Below are 26,969 nucleotides of genomic sequence, written 5' to 3'. Positions count from 1 at the left end.
GCAGAGTCGGGCTGTTTGCTGTGCATCATTTCGAAACAAAAAAAGAGGCAGCCCCAAGTCAATTTCATGACCCCGGGGCTGCCTCTTGATTGTTACGTTCAGCGATTAGGACAAGTTAGCCGGCAGGCTGCCTTTTACATATTTTTGCAGCAGCCGCACCGCGATTTGAGCCGCTTGCGCTCTCGTCATTTTATTTTTCGGATCGAAGTTGATCAGCGGCTTGTTCTGGGTAGGAATCGGCGAAATGACCGGGCTGCCTACCATAACCTTGGCGGAATTCATCGCATCGATCGACGGCAGCGCGTATACGTCCATTTTAGCGCTGTCCGCGAATGCTTTCTCAATCTTCGCCTTCAGCTTGTCGTCGTTCATCGGCAGCGTGAGGCTCATCGCCCGCGACAGCATAACCGCCGCCTGCTCGCGTGTCAACGGTCTGTCGGCGCCGAAGATTTGGCCGTCGAAGCCTTGAATAATTCCGGCGCGTGCCGCCGTTTCGATCTCCTCGTAACGCCACGCCGCCGAGTTGCTGCCCGGCAAAATATCGCCGAACGTGTTGTTATCGTCCGAGTTGATTCTCATACCGAGCGAACGAACGATGAGACCTGCAAACTCGCCGCGGGTTATATCGTCGTCAGCCCCAAACTCGTTTCCGGATAAAGCCGGCATATAGCCTTTGGATAGAAGCGCCTGTAAAATGTCGCGTGCCCATCCGTGATTGGAAATATCGTTATAGCCGTATTTCAGTTTGGCTACCATATAATAGCCGAATTCGTCGAACGGCACGGTGACGGTTTTGGCTTTGGCATCGACTTTACCGCCGATATTCTTCCATTCGCCTTTCGAATCGAGCAGGAACACGGTAACTTCCGCCGCGGCCGTCGTAACTACGCTGTCGTCGTACTTCAACGTAAGCACGCCGCGCTCGCTGGGAACTACTTTTCTCCGGTCGTCGTAACGCGTGAAGGTGCCTTCGGTGGAGTACGGCGCCAATCCGCCCGTCACTTCTTTATAGTCGGAAGCGCCGACTTTGGACGCCTCGCCCATCCCCGCCGATATCCAGTAATAATCGGATACGCGAATAAAATGTCTCGTCAGATCAGGGTCGAATTTGCTGGATAGCGAGCTGTCGATCGGTATTCGCGACTGTGTCGGCGTATTCGGCGTTCTCGAGTCGATATCCGTTCCGACGACCTGATTGTAATCGTTGACGAGCTCGGTGTTGCCGTTCTCGGGATCGGCGATGCCGAACAACAAATTGACCTTCGGCTCGATCTTGCCGTCAAACTTGCGGCGAAGCGCGTTGTTTTTCGGGAAAGTGAGCTGTATCGCTTTGTTGAATACGTTATGCTTGTCGCCCATCGGCTCCATAAACATCGTACCCTTATCCGGGTTGGACATATAGGTGACTGTGATCGTTTCCTTCACATCCGCGCTCGCACCCTTAATAACGACATTAATTTTATTATCCGTATCCGGTTTAAGCCCTGTTAACGTGTATACGAATCGGTCCGTAAAGTCGGTGCGCTTATTGGCCGAGTTCCCGTTAATTTGCACGTCCTTCGCACCGGCCGCTTCGATATCAAACAATACGAAGTTTTTGTTCACAATAATTTTGCTGCCCGTATTCGCAACCGGCGAAAGGATGCGGTACGGAACGTTCTGGCTTTGTACCGTTAAGGTCGCGGTAGCCGTCGCACCGTTCGTATTATTCGTAAACACGATCGTGTACGTGTGCGTACCGGCCGGAATCAGTACGTCGTCAAGACGAATCTTGAACCCGTTGCGGCTTCCGTCAAAATCGGCTCTGGAATAATAAGCGTTAGGCGCAGGCACGGTTGAGGACGGGTTCATTTTGAAAATCTCGGTCGCGCCCTCGCGGACCGTCACATCGTCAGCCCCCGAGCCTTCGATAAACAAGTCGAATTTATCAAGCGTCGTAACGTACGCGCCGTTGATCAGCTGCAGCTCCGGTGAAGGCGGCAAATAGTTGGCGCGAACCGGATCCGTCAGCGGCGCCCTTGTCGACTTCGGCGGTGTCAACGGCCTGATATCGATAACCGCCGGCAAATTTTTATCGACGATATAAAATTTGACTTCCTTCACATAATTCCGTAAAATCGTCGTCCCGCCATCGGTATAATTCACTGTGATCTTAATCCGGTTTTCGCCGATAAACAGCGGGCCGGACGGCGTGATGTTCAAATCCATCGAGTTGATATTGTACTCATTGGTGGTCGGGTCATAAGTTGCAAATGGCGATGGCGTTTTATTGACGTTATTGACGTACAAATTCTCGTCTTTAACCCTTGTATCGCTGCCGAAGCCGATATACCGGCCGCTCAATACGATCTTATTCGAGGTCACCGAAGAATCGATTTCAACGACCTGCCCGTCGTACAAGTTGTCAAGCTCCACGTACAGCTTCGATACATAAGTTACTCTCGCCGTATAGGAAGGCGGGTTCGCGCCGACCGAAAAGGCGATCGTTTGGGCGCCTTCCGGCACACCGGAAATTTTAAACACTTGTCCGTTATTGTTAGTCGTTCCAACCACTTTCCTGATCGCACTCGTGGCAGGATCAATGACCTCGCCTACGGTTATCGGCGCGCCTACAGGCTGCAAAGCCGCCTTAAGCTCTCCGGCCGCCAAATCCTGCGTCGCATCCACCACAATATAGAAGCTGTCCGTCTTCACTTCCGCTCCGTTTAACGGCATGCTTGGCGTATTATTGTCAATTGCGGAGACGCCGTCATAGCTCGGCAGCAGACGCGCGCCCCTGACCAGCTTTTGGCCGGCAGCGAGCTTGAACTCAAACTTGTCGATAACCGTCCATGGCGTACCGCCTGTCGACGGAGTAAAGTTGATCGCAATGTTCACCGGTTGGCCTGGCAAAAGCACCGACGACGAATCCTTTTGCAATGGATACGCCGTATCGGGAACGTTTACTTTAACCAATCTGTAGGCAGGAGCGCCGTACGAGTTGGTAATAACCGTTTCCGTAGCACCGGTAATCGAATACGGCGTACCGGCGTTGATGACGAGGCTCGCCCCGTTATACGACTTCGTATCGTAAGGAGCCAGAAATTCAAGATCCAGCGTCGCTATATCGGACGATCCCGTAAACGTAGGCACTGCGCCGATCAAGCTCTGTTTAACGCCATCCTGCGTGACCTCGACATTCGTAAAAGGGTGATCCTTATCGTAATAGTACGCTTGCCGCTTCACCGTAACCGAGTCGGTGTTGTTGGATAGCGTAATTTCGAATTTGTTCAAGCCGGCCTTCAGGTTCATCGCCGGTCCGTAAAATTGGCCGTTATCCAGAACGGAAGCTTTCTCCCCGTTGATCGTCAAATTCGTTGCATTTTCAAGGGTACCTTGAATATATGCCACGCTTCTCGTCAGTACCAGACTCGCGCCTTCATTCAAATCAAGCAGCTCGCCGTTGGAATTGATCTGCATCTTTTTAATCAATGGCGCCGAATCGTAGAGAACATAGAACACGTCTGTTTTCGTTGACGACCCCTGCGATCCCGTAAACGTCAGACGGTTGTAGCCCTGGAACAGCTCGACATCGCTGACCTGGAAGCGCAGATTGACCGCGCCGACTGTTGTGACGGAGCTTCTGTTAGGCTGTGCGACCCAAGCGTCACCAGTTCGGATGAGCTGCTCCACCTTCAGCGTAATCGTCGAGCCCGCTACCTGTTGAAACGTACCGCCGATCGATATTTTGCCGGAGTTCATAATTTTGGCGGTGCTGCGGCTTAGGTTATCAGCCGACTCGGGAGTTGAAATCTTCATATTGGCCGTTCCCTTTAATTCCCCGTCATCCGGGAAAAAATAGTTGGGCACCAGCGGAGGACAGCTGACAACGGAAGTGTCCGTATCCAAGCACGGCGGAGCCGGAGCTGCAGCGGCGTAGGGTGCCGGTATAAAGGAAAACAACAGCGCGAACAGCAGCATGTAATTTATTATTTTTTTCATTGGTGTCAATGGTATCGCTCCTTAATTCATCAATTTTCAACTTCATCCAGCGTTGCATCGAACCATCACTTAATTAAAATCACCGCCTATTCACACTTCCCCAAAACATGATCGTTTTTCTGCATTTCACCATAACGTTTATATCGGTATTGCAGCCAAAAAATTTTATCTTTATCGGGAAAATAATCGGATTGACCCGAAAAATGCATTTTTTTGACTGAAATGGCGGCCAGTTCCGGCAAGTTTTGCGTATCGTGTAAACATTTTTCGTCATTTGACCGATATAAAAAGGGAGATTGGAGGTTGTTGAGATGAGCAAGATTCGCAGCACGATCAAAAAAGGGGTCCTTGTTTTGTTGGCGGCAGTCTGGATGGTTCCGGGATCAGCGGCCCGCGCGGCCGTCACGTTCAGCGATGTGAACCCGCAAAAAGACAGCTGGTCGATCGGTTCCATTAATCTGATGGCGGAGAGGCAGATTTTGAGCGGCTATCCGGACGGGACTTTCCGGCCCGGCAATCCGATCAGCAAAGCGGAATGGACGAAAATGATGTACCAGCTGTTCGATACGTATCGGCCCAATTTGTATGCACAGGGTATTTCCAAAATAAACGGCTTTGCGGATGTGCCGCAGGACCATTGGGCGTATAAGCAAATCTCGGAGCTTTTTGACACTTCGTTCCAATGGGGCGTGTACGGATTAAGCTCGAACGGCCAGCTTACGTTCCGTCCCGACACGCAGTTGAACCGGCTGCAGCTGGCGAATATGCTGTATTCGTTTTTTGACACGCGGATGATCGACCGCCGGCTCTCGCCGAATGACGTATGCTCCGTCGTCTCAGGCTTCAAGGATATTCCCTATAAAATATTTAAAACCGACGACGAGTATAATAGCGCGGTTCATGCCGACGGCCGTCTCGATTCGGCCAATGCGCAAATTTCGACCAGCAACGGCGTCCTCCCATCGCTCTTTATGGGGACAGGGATAGCCGACTGCCAGTTCGGCACGGACGGCTTCTCCAACGCCCAGGCCAGCGTACTTGCCAGCCTGCATTCTTCCGGCATTATGACGGCAACCAATGAAGGCTACTTCCGTCCGTTGGATAAAGTGACGCGGGCGGAAGCCGTAACGATTTTGAACCGTATTTACAATTATTTGAAGAAAAACTTCTGGCTGGCCGATTATTCGACCATTGATCTGGATCAGGCCGCTATGGGAACCGGGGGATCGTCCGGGTCGGGAGGAGCGGGGACCGGCTCAAGCTGGGGTTCCGGAGGGTCGAACTGGGGCTCCGGAGGGTCAAACTGGAACTCCGGCAACGGACCCGAGGGCGGCTCTTCTGGATCGGGCTCAGGCTGGGGACAGAGCGCATCAAATGTCCGCGATTATTTTAAAACGCAGGGCACTGCCGCTAATGCGGGAACCATTACGAAAAATATCCGCAAAAGCGGGGAGATCGAAACTGCCGTCAAGCCAATGGATTATAACTTTTTGACCATCGAGCTGGTCAGCCAGGACAAAACCGATTTTGTCGACCTGTATGTCATCGAGGACGGCAACAGCACGTTGATGAAGCAGGAATCGTTCCCGATGACGTTGAATGTAAGCGGCCTGCAGGAGGTCGGACTGCGGACGCAGCTGCGCGACACGAATCCGTTGAAAAAAGGCGGTTCCGTCGTCTTGTCCGTCAGACTGAGCAAGGATAACCCTGCCCCGGCGAATTCCCCATTGCCCGCGGCAAATTAAAACTAAGTCCCCAAAAGTGAAGCAAAGCTCTGTAGCGACTTCCGCTTACCCGTACCCACCGGGTTTCGCCAAGAGTGCAAACAACTCCTGACCTCACTCTTGGGGGAGCCACCAATTATACACGGAAATATACTGACTTTCCTAAACACCCAAAAAACCGTCAATCCCGCTCGCCAGCGGAATCGGCGGTTTTCGCCAATTTTGGGGCAATATTCCAGACTTAAGGGCACTCGTCACGCCGGCGGGTAACATAATACAACCTTCAACGGCCCGGCACCCTTGCTGCTCCAAGCCAGCGCATCGGCTCCGGCAGGGATGAACACTTCGTCCGACTGGCCGATCTCCATCTCCCCGCCCGACCATGCAACGGTTCCCGACCCGGAAATGACAATTGCGATGCCGAAGCTGCCGCCAGCCTCCATAGGCAGCCGGCCCGTCACCTCAATGGTATGCATGCGGAACCGGTCCGTACTGTCTTTGCCGATCAGCTCGAACTGCTTGCCTCCCTCGCATTCCAGGAGCAGAACCGGCGTCTTCTGCCATCTGCCGCGGGCTTCTTCGATCGAATGCGTCCCGTAGTGGAAGCAGTCGAGCATCCGCTCGAAGCCGATGCCCTGATGGCAGGCCAAATCCGGCACCGCGTTGCCTTTAGGCGTCGTCCGCTCAACCCGCAGCGTAAGATCGGTCGGTTCCTGAATCTCGATCAAAAAGCAGCCGCTGCCGATCGCATGCGGAATACCGCCTTCAACCAGAAATACGTCCCCTTCCCGCACGGGAATGCGGTGAAGCGCATCGATCATTCCCGCGATATCCTGTCGGACGAACAGCTCCCGCCATCGTTCTTTCGTTACGCCCGATTTAAATCCGAACAGCACATACGGCTCCTCGCCATCGATCGCTCTTCCGCCCAACACATACCAGGCTTCGGTTTTGCCGAATTGCGATTGAAACACGTCCGCTGCGAACGCCCGATCCGGATGCACCTGAATGGTCAAGCGCTCGGACGCATCCAGCACCTTGACCAGCACCGCCGTCTGCGCACCGTACCGATCCGTGTGGGCTTTTCCCAGATAAGCTTCGGGATCGGATGCAATAAGATCGAGCAGCGGGGCGGTTTGTCCATTATCCAAAGCGACCAGGCTAAGCCCTTCCTGTATATGCTCCCTGCCGACGTTTTTGGCTATGACCGTGGAGGCGACCCACTCCTCCGGAAAACTGGTATCCTCCGCCTGCTGCGCTCCCTGCCATTGCTCCAGAAACTTGCCGCCGGAATATGTCCGCCAAACTCGGTTTTTCAGCAGTTTGAACGGCTTGCCGGATAAAGAGCGATCTGCTCGACTCATCACGCTTCACTCGCTTTCATATGATTTCAACGATCGGACCCAAGTCCTGTCGGTTAAAAGCCGGATTCGTTCAGCTATGCTGAAAATTATAACGGTTATCCGCAGCAAATAGCCAGAAAAAAAACTCCGCGGCGGGAGTGTTTTGTCACAGGTTATACAGCCGATTACGAGACGATAGCGTCCTGATCCGTCTGCGGCGAATGATAGCTCTTCTTATCGCTTATAAGATGGAGCGGATATTCATAGACTTGCGGGTCCCGCTCGCATATCCGAATCCAGGCGTCCACGCAGACCTCATCAAAATGCGTCCCTTTATGCCCGGCAAGAAACTGGATGGCATCGCGGTGCGTCCATGCTTTACGGTAGGACCGGGTTGACGTTAACGCGTCATATACGTCTGCGACGGCAACAATTCGGGCCAGCAGTGGGATCTGCTCTCCGCGAAGCCGGTCGGGATAACCGGTACCATCCCACTTCTCGTGATGGGAGCGGATAATGGCAAGCTCCTCCTTCATGAAGCCCAGCGACCTGCACATGTCATAGCCCTTGACCGGATGCTGCTCGATGATAAGCCGCTCTTCCGGCGTCAGCCGTCCCGGCTTGTTCAATACCGCATCGGGGATATCGATTTTCCCGACATCATGAATAATCGTTCCTTGCGACAGCGCCCGCAGCTGCTCCGGCGTCAGCTGCATTTCTTCCCCGAGCCTTAACGCATACAGCGTTACCCGCAAATTATGCCCGGCCGTATATGTATCCTTCGCTTCCGTGGCGAGTATTAACGCCTTCACCCCGGGGGAAAGGCAGTCGGTAATCCGCTCGATCGGATCATTCGTAAACAGCATTCGGACGGCCATGCTTAGCGAACGGGACGCCGCATATTGCTTGAATAAACCGGCCAGCATGACTACCATCGAGGCCAGCAGTAAAAAATGGTACGTCCACCAGCTAAGCTTCCAGGTTTCACCCAGCACCATAATGAACTGAGCGACAACCAGCCACCCGCAGCTGTAAAAAATTGACGATTGAAGCGGAAATCGCGAATACCGGTAAGATTGAAAATAGCGGAACATCGTCATTGCATTAAGGGTAACGATCAGGCCCGTAGCAACCCATTTCAGCGGATCGCGATCCAATGGAATGAGGTCGAGCATATGAGGGAACAGCAGCCCTGCGAGGCCGATCAGTCCGAGAGCGACGGTCCAGAATGGGATAAGGCCGCCCTTCCCGCGCGAAAACCACAAGGTTAACTGCGAATCGGACGATAAGGAGGACATCCACAGCCAAAAGCTGGCCAATAAAATGCTTAGCTGCGAAGCGACGCCCGGCAGATGGGACGCATGAATAAGAAAGTTGGGCGTCGACAGACCGTGAACCGCAAATACCTCGGCCAAAGAAATAAACGCCAACGACAAGAAGCTTACCTTGACGTTTCTGACGCGGCCCCCGGCTATGCCGACCGCAATCGCAATAACGGTCGATAAGAGCGCAACGGAGCTGACGATATAAAAGTGGCCGCTTGGCGCGACGAACAGTATGTCGATCCGAGGATGCGCTTTCAAATAAAAAAACAAAAGGAACGGGGCCATAATGGCTGCCGCCGGACCTGCGACACGGCCGAAACTCATGGGTACTGCCTCCTTTTATCCGACGAGACCTAAGAGCGACATGGGTCATTAGCCCCAATTGACTCCAGTGTACCACAAATGACGACCGCAGAAAACGAACGTATTTTTATTCATTTTGCAGCAAGCCGGCGAAAGCTTGATACCGGAATTAGGACTGGGCCGATTTCGCCGTCTTGAGCGGCAGCCGTCCGCGATCCCCCGTTTTCATCATACCCACCACGATGCCGAGCGTAGTCATGACGAATGCCGCAGCATGAATCCAACCGATCCTTTCGTTCAGAAACAATATGCCGCCAACCATACTGGCAAATGGCATTGCATTAATAAACATAGCCGTACGATTGGCGCCGAGACGCTTGATTCCGTGATTCCAGCCCAAAGTGCCGAGCGACGATGCGCCCCACGCGGACAGCAGCATAATGATCCAGGCCAAAGCCGTAACATGAACGTCCGTATAGGAGGAAGGTCCCATCATAACGATCGTTGCGGCATTCAGCATCACGCCTCCGATGATGGTCGAATACGCCGTTACGACAAGGGTAGGGATCGGAAAAGCGGATAGCTTCTTAATCAGCAGACCGCCGATGACATAAGCAAGCATCGACAGGAGCATAATCATATCGCCCCAGCCCGAAGCCACGACGGACGCTCCGGCCGATTTGGACGTTACGACCAGTACGACTCCCGCAAAACCGATCAAAATGCCGATCCCCAACTTCAAATTAAGCTTCTCTCCGACAAAAACGGACGCCAGCAAGGCGGTCGTCAGCGGGTTTAATCCGAGTATGAGGGAAGCATTCGTCGCCGAAGTAGTCACCACCCCGTATGCCAAAAACAATTGGTGAAAAAAAAATCGACATCGCCCCGATCAAGCCAAGCAGCAGCCATTCCTTCGCGTTTGGCTTGTACAAGCCGTATTTTTTAAAAACGAACGGAAGCAGCGCGATGCCGGCCAGCGGCATCCTTATGGCGGCCACCAGCATCGGCGGAATAAAGGCGGTCAAATATTTTACCATCACAATATTCAAGCCCCATGAAACGACAACCAAAGCTAGTATGATGTAAATGATTTTTTCTGACTTGACCACATGATGCACTCCCAGCCAACATGAACTTATGACGGATTATACTGCCGAGTCATACAAAAATTCATCATACCACGCCTTCCGGGAAAATAAAAGGAACCGGGCTTTACGACGCTGTTATATTTCGAGGAACAGCCGCTCCATTTCCAGTCGCAATGACCGCTTCTCCGACTCCTCCAGGAAAGCCGCCTCTACGCCGTTCATCACGAGCCTGACGAGCTCGGACAGCGTAAAGCCGAATTTTTCCGCGATGGCCATATACTCCGCAGTAATGGTTGTGCCGGATACCGTCGGATTGTCGGTATTGATCGTGAGCAGCAAGCCCTGGTCGAAATAGCGGCGGATCGGATACGACGGCCAATCCTGTACCGCCTTCGTCTGAATATTGCTGACCGGACAAAGCTCCAGCGGGATATTTCGCTGCCTGACCAGCTCCATAACGGAAGGATCCTCCTGCACTCTTACGCCATGACCGATACGAACGGCACCGAGCCGTGTGATCGCTTCATATACATTGTCGGGGCCCGCCGCTTCTCCGGCATGAATCGTAACGGGAACGCCCAGCTTTTGCGCCAGCGCAAACGTACCGCGGAAGCGCTCGGCCGGATACGACGCTTCATCGCCGGCGAGATCGACGGCAACAACTCCTTTGTCGCGGAATCGTGCCGCCGCTTCAATGACCTCCCGGTTGTCCGCCTCCGAATGATGCCTCATGCAAATCGCGATCAGCCGGGCTTTCACGCCGAACCGGCTTTCGCCTTCCTTCAAGCCTTCAAGCGCCCAATGTATCGCCTCATCCACGGTGAGCCCGCCTCTCCGGTGAAGCTGCGGAGCAAATCGGACCTCGATATAACGGCAATGATGCTCGGCCGATTGTTCCACAGCTTCGCGGGCAATCCGCCGCAGTGCGCCGGCCGTTTGCAGGAATCGAAGCGTAAAGTCAAACTTTTGCAAATAGTGGCGGAGGCTGTCGCAATGCGCGTCGACCTGCATGTACGACAGCAGCTTCTCCTTGCCGGAAGCCGGCAGCGTTATGCGCTGCTCTGACGCAAGCGCCACAATAGTTCCCGGCTTCACACATCCGTCCAAATGAAGGTGAAGATCGACCTTCGGCATTTTTCGCACAGCTGTCTCCAATTCCCGGGCGTTCATGAAATCCCCTCCTTCATAGTCGGCGGCTATCGCAGCCGCATCAATAAATCCCCGATCCTGCAGATGATAATTGGAATTCACTTTACACTCATGTTATGTGAATGTCAATATAAATGACAATGTAATATTGATTTTGAGCCCGATTATTGATTTTCTATACGTAAAGTTACATATATATTACATAAAAACGCGATTCTGGAATTACATTTCTCGACATAATGAGCAATATGCGCGGCCATCCATCGGTTATTCGACAATGTTCCGCCACTATTGGGAACATTTTCTCAGAGGAATTCAGGCTGTACTTGCCGAAATATAGTGATGCCGCCGAACGACTTGAACAAGGCGGCAGTCAAGGCTAGCCTAACTTATTCAAGGAGGAGATCGAAACATGAATCCGTCCCGAAAGCTGCGCGGCTATATGGCAGCACTTTCGCTGACGCTATTGATCTGGTGTGTCAGTCTCGCCTTTCCGGCGCAGCAGGCCAACGCGTTTTCATATAGCTATGAGGGTGTCCCCAAACAAACAGTCGGTGTTACGAAGCCGACGATTACGTTTTATTTCAAAAGCGATACTGCCGATATACCGACTTCCTATGCGATGTATGTGAACGGGGAAAGCGTACCGGCCGTATACGACAAAGCGAAAGGAACCTTCACTTATACTCCGACCCGAGATTTGGCTCCCGGCCTCAATCTTGTAAAAATTTCGTTGAAATTTCCGGGTTACCAGCCGTTGGAGAAATCGTGGAGCTTCACCGTAGCCCAGGATGCGATCAAGCAATATCCGTCCGTCGGTCCCGATCAACTGGACACGCTTGCCGCGATTAACGATTACCGCATCCTTCATGGGCTGCCTTCCGTCAAGCTGAATGAGCAGTTAAACGCCAGCGCGGCCGCCCATGCCCGTTACCTGGATATCAATAAAGTGAAGCAAAGCGATACGAGCACGGAAAGCCTTCATACCCAGGAGGCGGGAAAGAGTGGATTTGTCGGTGTAACACCGTTAGAGCGAGCCGCTTATTTCGGCTACACATCGGCCGTAGGAGAAGACGCCGCATATTTTTCCGGCACGAGCAGCGAGGCGATCGACGCTTTATTCGATGCGCCTTATCACCGGAACCCGTTTTTGAACCCGTATATTCAAGAAATCGGAATCGGCAAGGTCCGCGATTATACGATTCTGGAATTCGGCCTTCAACCCGACCCTGAGCCGCAGCTCGTCGTTTCGCCTGCCGCCGGCGACCGTCATGTGCCTACCGCCTTCAACGGCAACGAAACTCCCGACCCGCTGGGTATCCATGCAGACGGAAAATTCCCGGTCGGCTACCCGATTATGGCCCAATATTACGGCTCTTCCGTAGAGAAGATCAAATTGCTTGGGGCCGAACTGCTGGACGGCAAGGGGCGGCCCGTCGATACTTGGGTCAATTCGCCCGATAACGATCCCAATCTGTCCCACGCGGTCATCGTGATGTCGCGAAAGCCGCTGGAGGCGGATGCCAGCTATCATGTAAAGCTGAACCTGCAGGTGACCAAAAGCGACGGCAGCTCGACAACGGAGGTTAAAGAATGGGATTTCACGACGGAGCCCGCGCCGAAGGTCGGCACCTCCAAGCTGCATAAGGACTCTGCCGCTTACAAGAAGTATTTCGTTTCAACCGTGCCCATCCAGCGGACGGCCAGCTTCGGTCTTGACGACAGCAGCTACCAGATTGACGGGATCAGCTTTCCGATGAAGCGAACTCCCGTGATCGTTGACGGCTTCTCCTATTTATATATCCGCGATCTGGCCGCAGCTTTGGGCGCAACGGTCGAATGGGACGAAAAAGAGCGTGCCGCCCTCTATACGAAAGGCAGCTTGAAAGTTACGCTGTATACAACGAAAAATGAGGTTAACATCAACGGGGAGCTTCGGAAGACGGACACTCCCGCGAAGCTGATCGGGGAAAATACGATGGTGCCTGTCCGGCTGCTGGCCGAGGTGCTCGGCGCCAGGGTGGACTTTGTCGACGCTACCCGGACTGTAAAGATTACGTATTGAGACGACAGAAATAATAAAACAGCTATTCAACTTAAATAATCCGGGCGCGCCCCTTTAGAAACCAGCTGTAAAACCATTGAGAACATTGCAGCGTGACCGTGACGGAGATCAAACTAATCGACCAGTGCCAATGAATATATTCGACAAGGTCCGTATACTTTTCAATGATCATCTCCGCTCCGGTCAGGGAGCCTGCAAAGATGAAGATGTAGCCGACTCTCCAGGCCGGCTTTTTGCCGGAAGGATAATACAAATTATATATAGCGCTAACGACCGGCAGCGCAAAAAATTCGTATGTAAAGCTGGTGCCCGAGGCATACGCAAGAAACCGGCTCGGATATTGAAGAAGTCCGAGCTGAACGGCAACCAATCCCAGCACCCACGTAGGCACCTGAATAAACAAAAAGCTGATGCAGGCTTCCCTGTAATTGCTCCTAGGCACCAGCAGCACAATCAGCAGCGCGCCGAACACCCATACGGCAGCTTCCAGTATTTTATTCATATCCTCCATGTTCCGCACTCCTGACCGGATATTGTCTCTTGAACATCCAAATAACCAACCATCTGCAGAGCAGTAATGACACGGCAGCGAGAACAAATCGGCACAGAGGATTCCAATGATGATACTTCAAAATATGAGTGCTGGTCGACATCACATACTCCCAGCCGCTGGAAGCGGCCGCATAGGCCGCCGTATATATCCATTGCTTGAGTCGCCCTCCGCGCGGATAACATTGATCGTATAAAACAAATAAGCATGGGTAAATAAAATAAGCGGCAATAAAATTTTGCCGGGTTGCGTCCGGAAACACGCGCACGGGAAACTCTATCCAATGCAACTCCACGAGAGTAAGACCGACACCCCATGTAATCGTCTGCATCGCAAACAGACCGATCCAAATTCTGCGGGACCGGCGCCAATCGACGAAACGCCAAAACAGAATGATTATGACCAAACAGGATAAGCTGTACCAGACCCAATCCACCGTCACCAGAAATCACCTCGATTGGGATATAGGTTTTGCATACTTTGGTCCCAATATTCCCGTACCTATCCGGCAAGAAAAAAGACTTCCGTCCCTGCTCTAGACAAGGAACGGAAGTCTTTTTGCATGGCATTCGTCATCGCAGTAAATAGCCTTAACCAAGGCACAAGGCACGCAAGCCGTAAACGCTCTTCGGCCAAACCGGCTGTGCCGTGGCTGTTGCGACAACACGTCCCGGGCCGCCGGCATGATCCGGCCAACTCGCGGGAACGCCCGGCAACCGCTATTCCTCAGCGAGCGCTCTAAGCGCCAAGCCGCGCAGTACGGCATCGTCCATCGGCGGATTGTGCAGGCCGGCGCGGACATCGCGGTACATCCGCTCCAGAGGGAGCGTACGGGACAGGCTCGCGCCGCCGACGATGCGCATCGCCTGGTCGACGATGCCAATCGCATGGTTGGTCGCGATATATTTGGCCAAGCCGAGCTCAGGCTTCAGTCCGATGCGTCCTTCCGGACGGCTATCCCACCGATCGGCCACCGCGTACAGCAGCGTGCGCGCCGTAATCAGGTCGGCCTCCATTTGGCCGATTTTTTGCTGGATGTGCGGCAGCTCGGAAATCGGCCCCGGCAGGCTGTTCGGCCTGTATTGGCGGGCAAATCGGACCGCGAAATCGCGGGCCGCCCAGGCAATGCCGATATAGCAGGCAGGAATGTGCAGCAGCCATCCGCCGCCGTCGTCCGCCTTCCGCGGCGGAAAATCCGGTCCGGAACGGCTAATGAGCTCCCCGTCAGGCACGAAAACCCGCTCCAATATGAGATCATGGCTTCCAGTCGCCCGCATACCGATCGTGCTCCATGTCTCCTCCACTCTGACGCCCGGCCCTTTGCGAACGAAGAAGTCGCCGGTCTCGTCTCCTCCCGCTATCGCCGCCGATACGGTAAAGTGCTTAAGTATCGGGCTCAGCGTACTGAACGTTTTACGCCCGCTGATTAACCAGCCTCCGTCGGTCTTGACCGCGATCGTCTCCGGCCTGCCGCCCCGGCTCGGGCTTCCTGTCGCCCGCTCGCTTGCAAATGCGTTGATCATCGCCCCGTCGCGCACAACTTCCCGGCAAAACGAAGCATATAGCGCTTCCGGCCAAGGGTGCGTGTACCGGTATTGCAACATCAGTCCGATATGCCAGCCTACGGCGAGAGCCGTCGAGCCGTCTCCGCGGGCCAGCCTTTCCTGGGCAAGCACCAGCTCATACAGCGATGCCTCCTCGCCGCCATATCGCTTCGGTACGGTCAGCTTCAGATAGCCGTCCTGCCGCAAATCGGCAAAATTTTCAAACGGAAACGTTCCCTCTTCGTCATGCTTGGCCGCACGTTCGGCGAATACCGCAGCCAATCGTTCGGAACGGGACGCGATCTCCGCCTCCTTGTCGTTGCGGATAAACCGATCCGCCGCAATACTCGATGCCATCGGCAAATTCCCCTTTACTTAGGATAAACATTTTAGGATCGTCATGCAGGCACATTCGGACGGTCGGGCAACGAAATGCAGATCACCGTCCCCTGGTCGGGTCCGCCTTTTATTTTCAATTGCTTCATCATATCACCACAAGTATTATAGCATAGCCTCCGTTACCGGCAGCCTATATTTTCCTGCAACAAGGCGCTTTTATCCGCGGTAAAAACAAACCCAGACCGACCTCGCCGACCAAGCGGCGCCTGACGAAAAGCCGGCTTGGAGCGCAAAAAAACGCCGTTTCCAAGCTCCCGGAACGAGAGCCGAAACGACGGTATGCGATTTCATTACTCCAACGGCAGTCCTGAAGCTTTGCGTAGCTCGTTCGCCAGCCAGTGAAGATAATCTTTCTGCTCCTGATCTTCCGTCTTATACCACGAGGGGGAGATCCACGTATTGATAATCGTCTGCGCTACACCGGGATCCAGCATGATATCGTCACCTCCTCCGCTGCTCAAGCTCCACCAGCCTTCATTTCCGTACGATTCGTCCAGATCGATCAAAATCCCGTTGACACTGATGTTATTTTTATATTGATACAGGTTGGCTGCTGACGATTTCCGACCGCCGCTCCAAGCATAGGTCTGCCAGAAGCGTGAGCAGGCGCCGGCTGCGCTGACGGCCTCAATGACCGCATAGGAGCCGTAGACGCCCGTCAAATAATTCGGCGTCGCTTCGCTGGCCGCGCGGATATACTCGATGACCGTCGGCATCTGCCCTGGCGTCGCATTGAAATCGACGGCAAAATAAATGGCGCTGCCCGTCGGCTGTCCCAGCTGCACCGCCGTCTTCAGGGCGGTGGCCCCATCGGCAAGTCCGGCCGTGCGCCCGCCCAGAGCCCGGTCCGCGGTTGTTTCAAATACGGAGACAATATGGAGAAGAGCTTGGCTGATCGCAGCAGCCTCGTCGGACGTCAGACGCTTCGTTCCGCTAGGTACCAGGTAACGGCAGACGAATTCATATACGTCGGCGCGAAACTGCTTGGCCTTCTGCGGCGTTAGCGGCGTTGCACAATCAAAGCCTTTAGCCATCATCATTTCTCCTTTCCGTTTTCAAAATGGGAAAGGCCATCCATCCGGCTCATCCCTCAACACTCGCTTCCTGTTGCTGCTTTCATTGTATGAATTGGACCGCCATCCGCGTGTTTACCCGCCTAATTTTCCTTAAAACCCGCTATCGCCTATTTTCAGATCCTTGCCGATTAGAATCTGATGCAAGCGGTTTGACTCTGCACACCTTCGATAGCAGTTCTTCTTATCAAAATACTTTAATTTAATAGATTAATATAAGAAAATTAGCAGAATTATAGCGGAATTTGTTATATAATTTTGAATATTAGTACTTTTATCCTAATTTCAAAGGAGTCCATGTATGCCCATTCTGCAAACGGCGGCTCATCACCGGCTTTCCTCAGCCGGAAACAGCCGCATCATCCGGTTTTTTCCATTACTATTATGCATGTTGTTTTTGTCCTTTACATTGGCGCTGCTGCCTAGTGCGGCCTATGCCTACGGGACCAGCGGAAGCAATGCAGTCTATAAGGCCGTTTCCGCCAGCTACTCCCACACAGCAGCCGTAAGAAGCGACGGGACCTTGTGGACCTGGGGATCGAACAGTAACGGACAGCTTGGGTATGCGGTGACGGGCACCGACCAGCGATCGCCCAAGCCCGTTGAAGAACTCTCTGACATCGTCTCCGTTGCGACAGGCGGAAATCCGGATACCGGCTCTGCTTTTACGGTGGCCATCGATGCGAGCGGCCGCGTTTATGCCGCAGGAAGCAACGATAAAGGCCAGCTAGGCGACGGCACGACGATAGGCCGGGCGAGCTTTTACCCCGTCAAGGGAAACAATGGTTTGGATCTGATCGTGCCGAACGGCAAGTTGGCGGCTGGTTTTGATTTTGCCGGGGTATTGAACGAGGATGGAGCGGCATGGACTTGGGGAGACAATGAGTTCGGACAGCTTGGCAACCAGGACCCCACTGCAGCCAATCATTGGGCTGTGCTTGTCAAAACCGATGAGGCGAACGAGCTGAGAGGAATCACTCAGTTATCTCTCGGCGGCCAACACGGGCTGGCGCTTGTACAAGGCGGTGATACCGGAACCGTTTATTCGTGGGGACGGAATAATCGGGGCCAGTTGGGCACCGATGCGCCTCTGGATAACAACAGCATATATGCTGGTGCAATTGGAACCTCGTTTGCCGACAAGTCTGTCAGCATGATCGCTGCCGGCTCCTACCACAGTATCGCTTATTCGGCGTCGGAAGGAGAGCGGGTATGGTCATGGGGCGATAATACGCGAAACCAATTAGGCATCGGCATTGATTGGATTACCGTTGGCTACCCATGGTTTGAAGGAACGTATTCCCCTATTCCGCGGCCGGTGCAATTTAATTATGGACCCGGATACAGCTTGTTTAAAGCGCCTGCCGCCATAGCGGCCGGAGGCGAGCAAATCGTTATTCTGGACAACCTGGACGGAATTGCCGGACTCGAATACGTGGAGGGCAATAAAGGATGGCCCGTTCAAAGAGATTTGCCGGCCGGGATGGGCGAAGTCGTTGCCGTAGCCGCAGGTTATCAACAGACATTCGCTTTAACTGCCGATGGCAAGCTCTGGGGCAAAGGGACGAACGATCACGGGCAGCTCGGCTTGGGTGACAAAGGCCCCGCATTTGCTCCTGAATTTGTGCCAACCTTGTTCCCGCTCCTGTCTGAATTAAAGTCTTTGACGGCTGCGGAAGGGGCCTTGGAGCCCGCCTTCAAGCATTATGAGCATGAATACATATTGAATGTCGGCGGAGAGGCAGACCATGTAAATTTGTCGGCTAGCGCCTACTTCTCCAATGCCGTACAAATCAAGATCGGCGAAACGATCTATCCCGGCAATCAATTTTCAACTCCCGTACCGGTCCAATACGGCTCAAACATGATTACCGTTCAGGTTATCGGGTCTGATCACAGTACAACGGATTACATTCTGGTCATCAACCGGGCCGCACCCGATTCGACCGATCTGGACCAAATTATATCCGCAGCAAGCCTGACTTACGCCAACACCTCGGAAGGCATTTTGCCTTGGCAGTACCGACCCGGGTCAAGAGCGGCGCTGCAAACGGCCATCGTGGCTGCGCAAACTGTGCGTGACAACTCGGGCTCGACACAATCCGACCTCGATAAAGCGCGCGATGCACTGCTTCAAGCGATGACGGTATTTGCCGGCCAATTATCGCCGTCGCGCGGACCGATTGTTTCCCTGTTGGGCCAGGCGGAGGAACTGCGCGGCCATGCTGTCGAATGGCAATATGAGCCGGGTTCGATAACTGCGCTGCAGACCGCCATAGTAACGGCCATTGCCGTCCGCGACAACGAATTATCATCGCAGGCCGAGCTGGAAGCGGCCGCGGCGGCGCTGCAGACGGCAATCTTCGTTTTTAAAGCGAAGGAATTGCCCTCTATCCCTGTTATTTTTTTCGATTTTGAGTCCGGCGACGGCAGGTTTGCCGACATGGAGGCGAGCGGGGCGTGGACCCATGCCGCACTCGCTTCAGGCGACCTGCAGGCACATTCAGGCTCGAAAGCATGGGCGCTCAATTTATCGGGACAATTATCGGACGAGCGCAGCAGTACGCTCATAAGCGGACCGCTCGATTTGCGGTCGGATAATGTACAGGGCTTCAAGCTCAGCTGGTGGCAGTACAATGTGCCCGGGTTCGAATACACGAATGTTCCTTCGGTCAGCAAAGATGGCGGAAAAACCTGGGAGTTGATGCCGGTTAATTATGTCAAGGCCGGGGAATGGGCCAAGCGAAGCATAACGCTGGACCCCTCCTACGCCGTCAGCAATGTTAAATTCAAGATCGAGACGGCAACCAGCCGTCTCGTACCTGTAGCCATGCTAATCGACGATGTAAAGATAGAACGATATACGACCGATATCAACCAATTGATTGCCAGTGCGCAAAATCTTTATCAGGCTTCCGTCGAAGGAATGGAGCCCGGTCAATTCGTGAGCGGCTCCAAAGCGATGCTGCAGCAGGCGATTTCCGCAGCGATTATCGTTCGTGACAGCAGCCCGGGCATTGAAGCGGCGGATGCGGCCGTTACGGCATTGAAAAAGGCCTTGCAAGACTTCCTGACATACAAATACGCCCCGGGAGTTATTTACAGCAGTGACTTTGAAAGTTCGCCAGGCGGCTTTGAAACGAGCGGCAGTCCGAGCTGGCAGTACGGAACACCTGCGACGGGTCCGCAAGCGGCGCACTCGGGAAATAAGGTGTGGGGGACGAATTTGTACGGTCTCTACGCCGACAATCAGGACAGCTATCTGACTTCGCCGCCGATCGATTTAAGCAGCGCTGCCGGCGCTGCCGGCACTGACGGCACTGACGGCAAGCTGACCTTGTCCTGGTGGCAATGGGTCGATATAGAGCAAGGCTATGACTTTATCGAGGTTGCTGCCTCCAAAGACGGCGGGGCCAGCTGGAGCGAAGCGCTATTGAGCGAAAGCGGCGGCGAATCGAAGTGGGTTCTAAGAAAAATCATTCTGGACTCTTCCTATGCCGTCCCGGATTTCAGGTTCCAATTTCATTTCAGCAGCGACGATTCCGTAACGAAAACAGGAGTTTTTCTGGACGATGCCGCAATCAGCATATTGGACACCAGTTCGTTGGCCGATGAAATCGGGCAAGCCCAACAGCTGTTGGGCAGCAGTCAGGAAGGCAATGCCGCAGGCTACTACGAGGTCGGCGCCAAAGCCTCGTTGAACGCCGCCTTAATTATTGCGCAAAGCGAAATAGCCAAGCCTTTGCAATACCAAAAGAAATTGGACGATGCAATCGCAGCGATCCAACAAGCTATCGCACAATTCAAAACGAAGCTGAAGCAGCCAAACATGTTGTTCCATACCGATTTTGAAACGAATAACGGGGGCTTTACGACAACAGGAACCAACTCCAGCTGGGCCTATGGAACGCCAGGTTCGGGACCGGCGCAGGCCGCTTCGGGGACGAAGCTGTGGGCTACCAACTTGTCGGGTAATTTCAATTCCGGCGAAAACAGCGTTCTCGTTTCCCCTCCCATTCCGGCGGCGGCAGCCGATGCGTGGAAGCTTTCCGTCAGCTGGATGCAGTGGGTCGATATCCCGTCATGCTGCGGCTCCATCAAGGTGGAAGCGAGCAAGGACGGAGGCGCAAGTTGGCAAACCGTCTTTTCACACACGAGGGATGAAGTCACCGACCCCTTATCGGCGCCGATTATGAATTCCGTATGGCAGCCTATGCAGGTTGATCTGGATCCTTCTTATCTGGTTTCCGATTTGAGAGTCCGGTTTCATTTCCAATGGGGATACAGCAAAGCTCCGGGGTGGTATATCGACAATGTGGGGGTTGCGGCGTATCCCAAGGATCTCGGTTTTACCGTCATGCAGGCCGAATCGCTGCTCGCCCATTCGTCGGAAGGGACCGGAACAGCGACTTATCCGGCAGGCTCCAAAGCAGTCCTGCAGCAGCAGGTCGACTCCGCCAAAATCGTGCTGCTGCATGCCGGCGCCACACCGGATCAACTCCAGTCCGCACAATCGGTACTGAACGAGGCGATCGCTCAGTTTCGCAGCAAATTTATCACCGGTTCACTGCATCAAGTTGCCAAGGGCTCCTATGTAACGGCCGGCGGGAAAAAGTGGCTCGTATGGGAGCCCGGACAAAACGGACTTTTGTTAGGCATGGAGCACGTCCGCGAAATCGGCGATAAGGTTTGGTCATACGCGGCCGATACCAGTCCAGGCCTCCCGCCATCCACATACAATACGTACAATCCTGCCAAGGAGGGAACGCTGGCCAACTATTTGAACGGCGCCTTCTTCGACAGCCTGAATTCCCAGAAAGACTGGATTGTCAGCAAATCATGGAACGTCAGGGATGAGTCGAATACTGTCGTTTACGGAACCGGTTCGGTCGATGCGAAGGTCGGATTATTAACGGTCGCGCAATATAAAGCTTTATCGGATTACCCAGAATATGGGGGCGATCATACGCTGAACCATGAAGAATGGGGACGATATCCCTCCTATCCATGGTGGCTAATAACACCGAAGTCGGAAGAGGATGGTGGGCGGTACATCCACCTTGTCGACATTTCAGGATCGATTGACTATGATTCGGCTCAACATGAATACGCCGTCCGTCCAACGATTTACTTGAACGACTCCATAGGCGTAGTCGGCGGATCCGGTACGGCGGATGCCCCTTACCAGCTGGCCGATCTTTCCGGCAACAAAGATTTGACGAATCTGACCAGCAGCCACGGCACCGTCATGCCGACAGCCGAAGGAGGCTATCGCGTTGAGGTTCCGTCTGTCGTGAATTCGGTTTATTTAAACTGGAATATTTCACCGTTCGCCCGGATCGGCAGTGTAACGAACGCTGTATACGATCCTGCCGGTTGGTTCGTATCGCTGCCTAAGCCCGGGGATCAACGAGAGGTCACTGTGACTGTCATTGCTTCGAACCAAACCGAGACCCACTACAAGATTACTATCGTACGGGCAGCAGACGCCGGCGATCCGGCGAATACGTCCCTGACGCTTGTCTCCAATACCGGTCTTGTCGAAAATACGGGAGCAAACTCCTTTCAGATCAAGGTGCCTAACGAGACGACGACCGTACTGCTTACGCCAACCGTGCATCCTGCAGCTTTGGTCAGCCTTATAAACGGTTCGGTCACAGGAGCCGTATACAGCGGCGGCATCATTCAAGTGCCGCAATTGATGACCGGAAGCAACACCTTCGGCATCAAGGTGAGCACCCCGGTCACCGATTCGTTCTATGCCGTCAACATTATACGCGCCGCGCCGGACGGACAAGGCGGCAACGGAACGGATGTGACGAAGGTCATGTCCGGTGCGGTCGAAGCTTTGCGGTCGGGCAACCAGTTCAGCTTCCATTTTAATTCGGTGACGCAGTCCGTTTACTTCACGATTCAACCGGCTGAAGCGTCAGCGCAGTTCAAGTATGCAGGAGGCACCGTGACGGGAGCCACTTACCGCATGAAAGGCTCCAGCTTCGAGATTTATGCGCCGACGCTTCAAATCGGTACGAATCAGCTTCTATTTAAAGTGATTTCAGCGGATGGCACAAAAGAACAAGCCTATACGATTCTGGCTATTGTCGACGGGGCGTCCGGAGAAGCGCAGCTGGGTCAGCCCATACCTGTAAGCGCCAGTTATCCTGCGGTCAAGTTCAGGAACGGGGTTGCGGTCGATTTGACGGGAGTTGCGCTGGGACCCAACGCTATATTAGAGGCGAACGATTCCACCGATCCCTATGATACCAGCATCCTAAAAGCTGCAGGCCCTGTTATGGCATTTACCTTAAAAGGCGCTGCCGTCGATCGGAACCATCCCGTCAGATTGGAATTCCCTGTTATATCGGGAGCGGACAACAACCGCGTCGGCATATTCTACTACAACGATCAAGCGCATAAATGGGAATATCAGCCCACGGCGATAAGTGCGGACGGCAGAGCTTCAGCCTACGTTTCCCATTTCTCCACCTACGGCGTATTTCAGGCGAACCGCGTAGAGCCTGTCCAAGCTTCAGAAGTTCGGCTGCCTAACGGCGAATCCGTCATTACGCTGACGACCGCTACAACCGGAACGGATGTCAAAATCTACTATACGCTGGACAATTCGGCACCGACTGCAAGCAGTTTGATCTACAACCCGGCCGACAGACCGAAGCTGGCTGCCAATCGGACGCTGAAAGCATTCGCGGCAAAGCCCGGCATGCTGGACAGCATTCCGGTCTCGGTGACCGCAGGCCGCGACGATTCAGTGTTCGACATCAGTTATATTTTGAAGCAAATCGTAGAAAAAAGGGACAGCGACGGCTTGCCCGGCTTCACTCGCGCCGATGTGCTGTATTGGCTGAGCATGATTCAGCCGAAGATCGTCGTTCCGGTTTCGGCGAATCAACCGCAATAAGCGGACTCAAGCAGGATTTCCCCGTGAAATCCTGTTTTTTTTGACCCTATTTGCCGGGCTGCCGCATTTCAAGTTCAAAGTTTTGCATAGAAAAAATGTATTTTCAGTTCCATCGGATGGGCTGTGCGAATACCATGTATCGAAAAAACGTTAAGGGATGATAGCCCATGTTGACTTACGTTGTCCAACGAGGTGATACTCTTTATCTCATTGCCCAACGATTTGGAATTACGACAGATGCGTTAATGAAAGCAAACCATCTGACTACGTCAAACTTGTTTGTCGGCCAAAAATTGGCCATTCCGGTGACGGCGCCGCTCGTTCATACGGTCCAATCCGGCGATTCGCTCTATTCGCTTGCCCGGCGCTATGCTACGACCGCGGAGGCGATTATGGCGCTCAACCAGCTTCCGTCCACCGCTCTAAGCGTTGGCCAGCGGCTGACGATCCCCCTCTATACCGAGGTTGTCGTTACCGTTGACATTGCCAACGTCCGCAGCAGTCCGGGGACCGGCTACCCGATCGTCGCCCGCATGGAGCGCGGCGCCCGCCTTCCCGTAATCGGCATAAGCGGTGATTGGACGCAGGTTCGCTTGCACAACGGAACGACAGGCTGGATGTTCAACGATGTCGTCAATCTGGTTCCGCATAGCGGAGAGCAGCCGGTACAGGAAATTTTCAGTTATTACACGGAAAAAGAAGGCCCTACCCTGCCCAGCTCTTACGATGTTTTCGTCAAGCAGGTGAATCTGCAATCCAATACGGGCATGTTCCATTTCCGCATCAACCGGAACGATCCGACGCAAGTCGAGAAGTTCCCCGAGTTCGACGATGCCGTCATGCGGGATGTGATCGACATCGGCCACCGCCACAATGTCAAAATGCTGGCCGTTATTCATAATCTGCTGTATGTGCGCGGCAATCAGGCGGTTAATCAAGATGTCGTCCGTAGCATGATTACGAAACCGGACGTTCGCCGGGCGTTTATCGAAAATGTGATCAGTCTGCTGCAAAAGTATCATTTTGACGGGGTCAACATCGACTTCGAGGATGTTCATTATGAAGACAGAGATCTGCTCGCCGCGTTTTATCGGGAATTGGGCCAGGCGCTGAGAAATAACGGATTGTACTACTCCGTTGCTACCCCGTCGCGCACATCGGATGAGCCTACCAACCCCTTTTCCGCCCCGTTCAATTATTCGCTGCTGGGAGAAGTGACCGACGAACTGGTCGTGATGCTTTATAACGAGCACGGATGGCCCGGAAGCGGTCCCGGACCCGTCGTTTCCATCGGCTGGATGGAAAGTGTAATCAAGTACGCGCTGACGAAAATGCCCGGCCGGAAAATAACCGCCGCGGTGTCCGTATTCGGCTTCGACTTCAATTTGACGACCAAGCGGAACACCTACGTGACGTATGCGATGGCGATGGATTTGGCGAAGAAATACAATAAAACGGTCATTTTCGATCAAAAAACGCAGACCCCGATGTTCGCTTATCAGGATGAATCCGGCAACGACCACGAGGTCTGGTTCGAAAATGCGGAAAGCATTCGTTCCAAGCTGCAGCTGGCGCACCGGCTCGGGATCCGGGGAATCGCTCTCTGGCGCCTCGGGATGGAGGACCCGCAAATTTGGCCGATGATTTCGAATGATTTTGTCGTAGCGAAGAGCGTCATCTGACACCGTTCGCGCCGTCACCAGCAACCGCCGTTTCCGGATACGGAAACAGGCGGTTGCTGCTTGTTTGGAGAAACCCGGCATTCCATTCGCATCGATTTAGTATGTACGACGGAGCCGGAACGGTCTTTCCTCTCTGGTAAAATAGGGAAATATGGTGACGTAAACGGTAAAAAACAGCATCATTCCAGGCTTTTTATCTTACATTAGCTGTAAATTATTGTTGCGGGTTTCGTCGTGCTGTGTAAAAATATAATAGTCATCTTTCCCGGGCACCTCTGGCTTGGACCAAATAATTAACGAAGGCGGTAGAACAAGAGTGAACAATGTGCAGACTATGAATCAGGAAGAAATCGCTGCAAAAAATTATGTTCAAAACGTATATGACACTGTAGTCAAACGGAATCCGAATGAAACCGAATTTCACCAGGCGGTTAAAGAAATTCTCGATTCTTTGGTGCCTGTCATAGCGAAACATCCCAAATATAAGCAGCACGGCATTTTGGAACGGATGGTCGAGCCCGAACGTCTGATTTCATTCCGCGTGCCTTGGGTGGACGACCAGGGTGCAGTACAGGTGAATCGCGGCTTCCGCGTCCAATTCAACAGCGCTATCGGACCTTACAAAGGCGGATTGCGCTTCCACCCTTCCGTTAACGCCAGCATCATCAAATTTCTCGGGTTTGAACAAACGTTGAAAAACTCCTTGACCGGCCAACCGATCGGTGGCGGCAAAGGCGGTTCGGACTTCGATCCGAAGGGCAAATCCGAAGGCGAAGTGATGCGCTTCACGCAAAGCTTTATGACCGAGCTGTACAAATATATCGGATCCGACATTGACGTGCCGGCCGGCGATATCGGTGTGAGCGGCAGAGAAATCGGCTACATGTTCGGTCAATACAAAAGAATCCGCGGCGGCAACGAAGCCGGCGTGCTGACAGGCAAAAACATTTTGTTCGGGGGCAGTCTGGCGCGTACGGAAGCTACCGGCTACGGCGCGGTTTACTTTGTCAACGAAATGCTGCAATCGAAAGGGTTAAGCTTTGAAGACAGCACCGTCGTCATCTCCGGCTCCGGCAACGTATCGATTTACGCGATTCAGAAAGCGACCCAGTTGGGCGCCAAAGTCGTGGCCTGCAGCGACTCGAACGGCTACGTATACGATAAGGACGGAATCAAGTTCGAAACGGTCCAACGCTTGAAGGAAGTGGAGAGAAAACGGATCAGCGAGTATGTGAATGAGCATCCGAGCGCGGTTTATGTGGAAGGCTGCCAAAACATTTGGACCATCCCATGCGATATCGCCCTGCCATGCGCCACACAAAATGAAATTAACGAAGCGTCCGCCAGATTGCTCGTCGCCAACGGCGTTAAAGCAATCGGCGAAGGCGCGAACATGCCTTCTACGTTGGAAGCGATCGACGTATTTCTGCAAAACGACGTGCTGTTCGGGCCGGCCAAAGCTGCAAATGCGGGCGGCGTGGCGGTTTCTGCGCTCGAAATGGCGCAAAACAGCATGAGATATCAATGGCATTTCCACGAAGTGGACGATAAGCTGCATGAAATCATGAAAAATATTTACCGCAACTCGGTTGCCGCCGCCCAAGAATATGGCTATCCGGGCAACCTCGTCGTAGGCGCCAACATCGCCGGATTTATCAAAGTCGCCGATTCTATGATCGCCCAAGGCGTCATCTAATCGACGTTTGGATCGCCGTATAGGCGTATGCATGATGCTTCAAGCCTCTTTCAACTTAACGTTGAAGGAGGCTTTTTTAGTTGAAAGTATAACATCTTATACTTTGCTTCGCACAACCTTGACAAACGCGC

At 53.4% G+C, this 26,969-nt stretch carries 15 protein-coding genes; 5 read left to right on the top strand and 10 right to left on the bottom strand.

The window, feature by feature from the left end; all coding sequences use genetic code 11:
- Window positions 1-105 precede the first annotated feature (105 nt).
- Window positions 106-3,981, bottom strand: a complete 3,876-nt coding sequence (locus tag E1757_RS14790) for an S-layer homology domain-containing protein (protein WP_246079217.1) — start codon at window positions 3,979-3,981, stop codon at window positions 106-108.
- A 311-nt stretch (window positions 3,982-4,292) separates the two neighbouring features.
- Between E1757_RS14790 and E1757_RS14785 the strand changes: the two genes are divergently transcribed.
- Window positions 4,293-5,726, top strand: a complete 1,434-nt coding sequence (locus E1757_RS14785) for an S-layer homology domain-containing protein (protein WP_133229345.1) — start codon at window positions 4,293-4,295, stop codon at window positions 5,724-5,726.
- Window positions 5,727-5,959: 233 nt separating this feature from the next.
- On the opposite strand, the gene E1757_RS14780 is transcribed toward E1757_RS14785, so the two are convergent.
- The 5 genes from E1757_RS14780 to add all read right to left on the bottom strand — a co-directional run bounded on the left by E1757_RS14780 (window position 5,960) and on the right by add (window position 11,015).
- Complete coding sequence (locus E1757_RS14780; protein WP_133229343.1) at window positions 5,960-7,069, bottom strand: type I phosphomannose isomerase catalytic subunit; 1,110 nt, start codon at window positions 7,067-7,069, stop codon at window positions 5,960-5,962.
- Window positions 7,070-7,233: 164 nt separating this feature from the next.
- A complete protein-coding gene (locus E1757_RS14775) occupies window positions 7,234-8,697 on the bottom strand; it encodes an HD-GYP domain-containing protein (protein WP_133229341.1) in 1,464 nt (487 codons plus the stop codon).
- Window positions 8,698-8,845: 148 nt separating this feature from the next.
- Window positions 8,846-9,514, bottom strand: coding sequence for a DMT family transporter (locus tag E1757_RS36215; RefSeq protein WP_425464843.1), 669 nt, complete (start codon window positions 9,512-9,514; stop codon window positions 8,846-8,848).
- Complete coding sequence (locus E1757_RS36210; RefSeq protein WP_220446504.1) at window positions 9,420-9,785, bottom strand: DMT family transporter; 366 nt, start codon at window positions 9,783-9,785, stop codon at window positions 9,420-9,422. The genes E1757_RS36215 and E1757_RS36210 overlap by 95 nt, the downstream gene beginning before the upstream one ends.
- Before the next feature lie 114 nt (window positions 9,786-9,899).
- A complete protein-coding gene (gene add, locus E1757_RS14765) occupies window positions 9,900-11,015 on the bottom strand; it encodes an adenosine deaminase (protein ID WP_246079205.1) in 1,116 nt (371 codons plus the stop codon).
- 310 nt (window positions 11,016-11,325) lie between these two features.
- On the opposite strand from add, the gene E1757_RS14760 reads away from it, so the two are divergent.
- Window positions 11,326-12,978: a stalk domain-containing protein gene (locus E1757_RS14760; protein WP_133229339.1), complete on the top strand. Its 1,653-nt coding sequence runs from the start codon at window positions 11,326-11,328 to the stop codon at window positions 12,976-12,978.
- Between the two features lie 31 nt (window positions 12,979-13,009).
- Here E1757_RS14760 and E1757_RS14755 read toward each other — a convergent pair whose 3' ends face one another.
- From E1757_RS14755 to E1757_RS14740, 4 genes are all read right to left on the bottom strand, one after another.
- Window positions 13,010-13,489 (bottom strand): CBO0543 family protein, encoded by a 480-nt coding sequence (locus tag E1757_RS14755; RefSeq protein WP_133229337.1) that lies wholly within the window; start codon window positions 13,487-13,489, stop codon window positions 13,010-13,012.
- A complete protein-coding gene (locus tag E1757_RS14750) occupies window positions 13,473-13,970 on the bottom strand; it encodes a CBO0543 family protein (RefSeq protein ID WP_133229335.1) in 498 nt (165 codons plus the stop codon). Before E1757_RS14750 ends, E1757_RS14755 begins: the two co-directional genes overlap by 17 nt.
- A 277-nt stretch (window positions 13,971-14,247) precedes the next feature.
- Window positions 14,248-15,429: an acyl-CoA dehydrogenase family protein gene (locus E1757_RS14745; protein ID WP_133229333.1), complete on the bottom strand. Its 1,182-nt coding sequence runs from the start codon at window positions 15,427-15,429 to the stop codon at window positions 14,248-14,250.
- Between the two features lie 332 nt (window positions 15,430-15,761).
- Window positions 15,762-16,505, bottom strand: coding sequence for a DUF1906 domain-containing protein (locus E1757_RS14740; protein ID WP_133229331.1), 744 nt, complete (start codon window positions 16,503-16,505; stop codon window positions 15,762-15,764).
- Between the two features lie 340 nt (window positions 16,506-16,845).
- Between E1757_RS14740 and E1757_RS14735 the strand changes: the two genes are divergently transcribed.
- The 3 genes from E1757_RS14735 (at window position 16,846) to gdhA (ending at window position 26,838) form a co-directional block, all read left to right on the top strand.
- The gene (locus tag E1757_RS14735; RefSeq protein WP_133229329.1) at window positions 16,846-23,460 is read left to right on the top strand and encodes an RCC1 domain-containing protein; all 6,615 of its coding nucleotides are present in this window, start codon (window positions 16,846-16,848) and stop codon (window positions 23,458-23,460) included.
- 167 nt (window positions 23,461-23,627) lie between these two features.
- On the top strand, window positions 23,628-25,142 hold the full coding sequence (locus E1757_RS14730) for a LysM peptidoglycan-binding domain-containing protein (RefSeq protein WP_133229327.1): 1,515 nt from the start codon (window positions 23,628-23,630) through the stop codon (window positions 25,140-25,142).
- A 334-nt stretch (window positions 25,143-25,476) separates the two neighbouring features.
- On the top strand, window positions 25,477-26,838 hold the full coding sequence (gdhA, locus tag E1757_RS14725; RefSeq protein ID WP_133229674.1) for an NADP-specific glutamate dehydrogenase: 1,362 nt from the start codon (window positions 25,477-25,479) through the stop codon (window positions 26,836-26,838).
- Window positions 26,839-26,969: the final 131 nt, after the last annotated feature.

Source organism: Paenibacillus piri (assembly GCF_004354045.1).
Taxonomy (GTDB): domain Bacteria; phylum Bacillota; class Bacilli; order Paenibacillales; family NBRC-103111; genus Paenibacillus_S; species Paenibacillus_S piri.
Note: the sequence above shows the minus strand (reverse complement) of the source record. Positions and strands in the feature narration are given on the sequence as shown.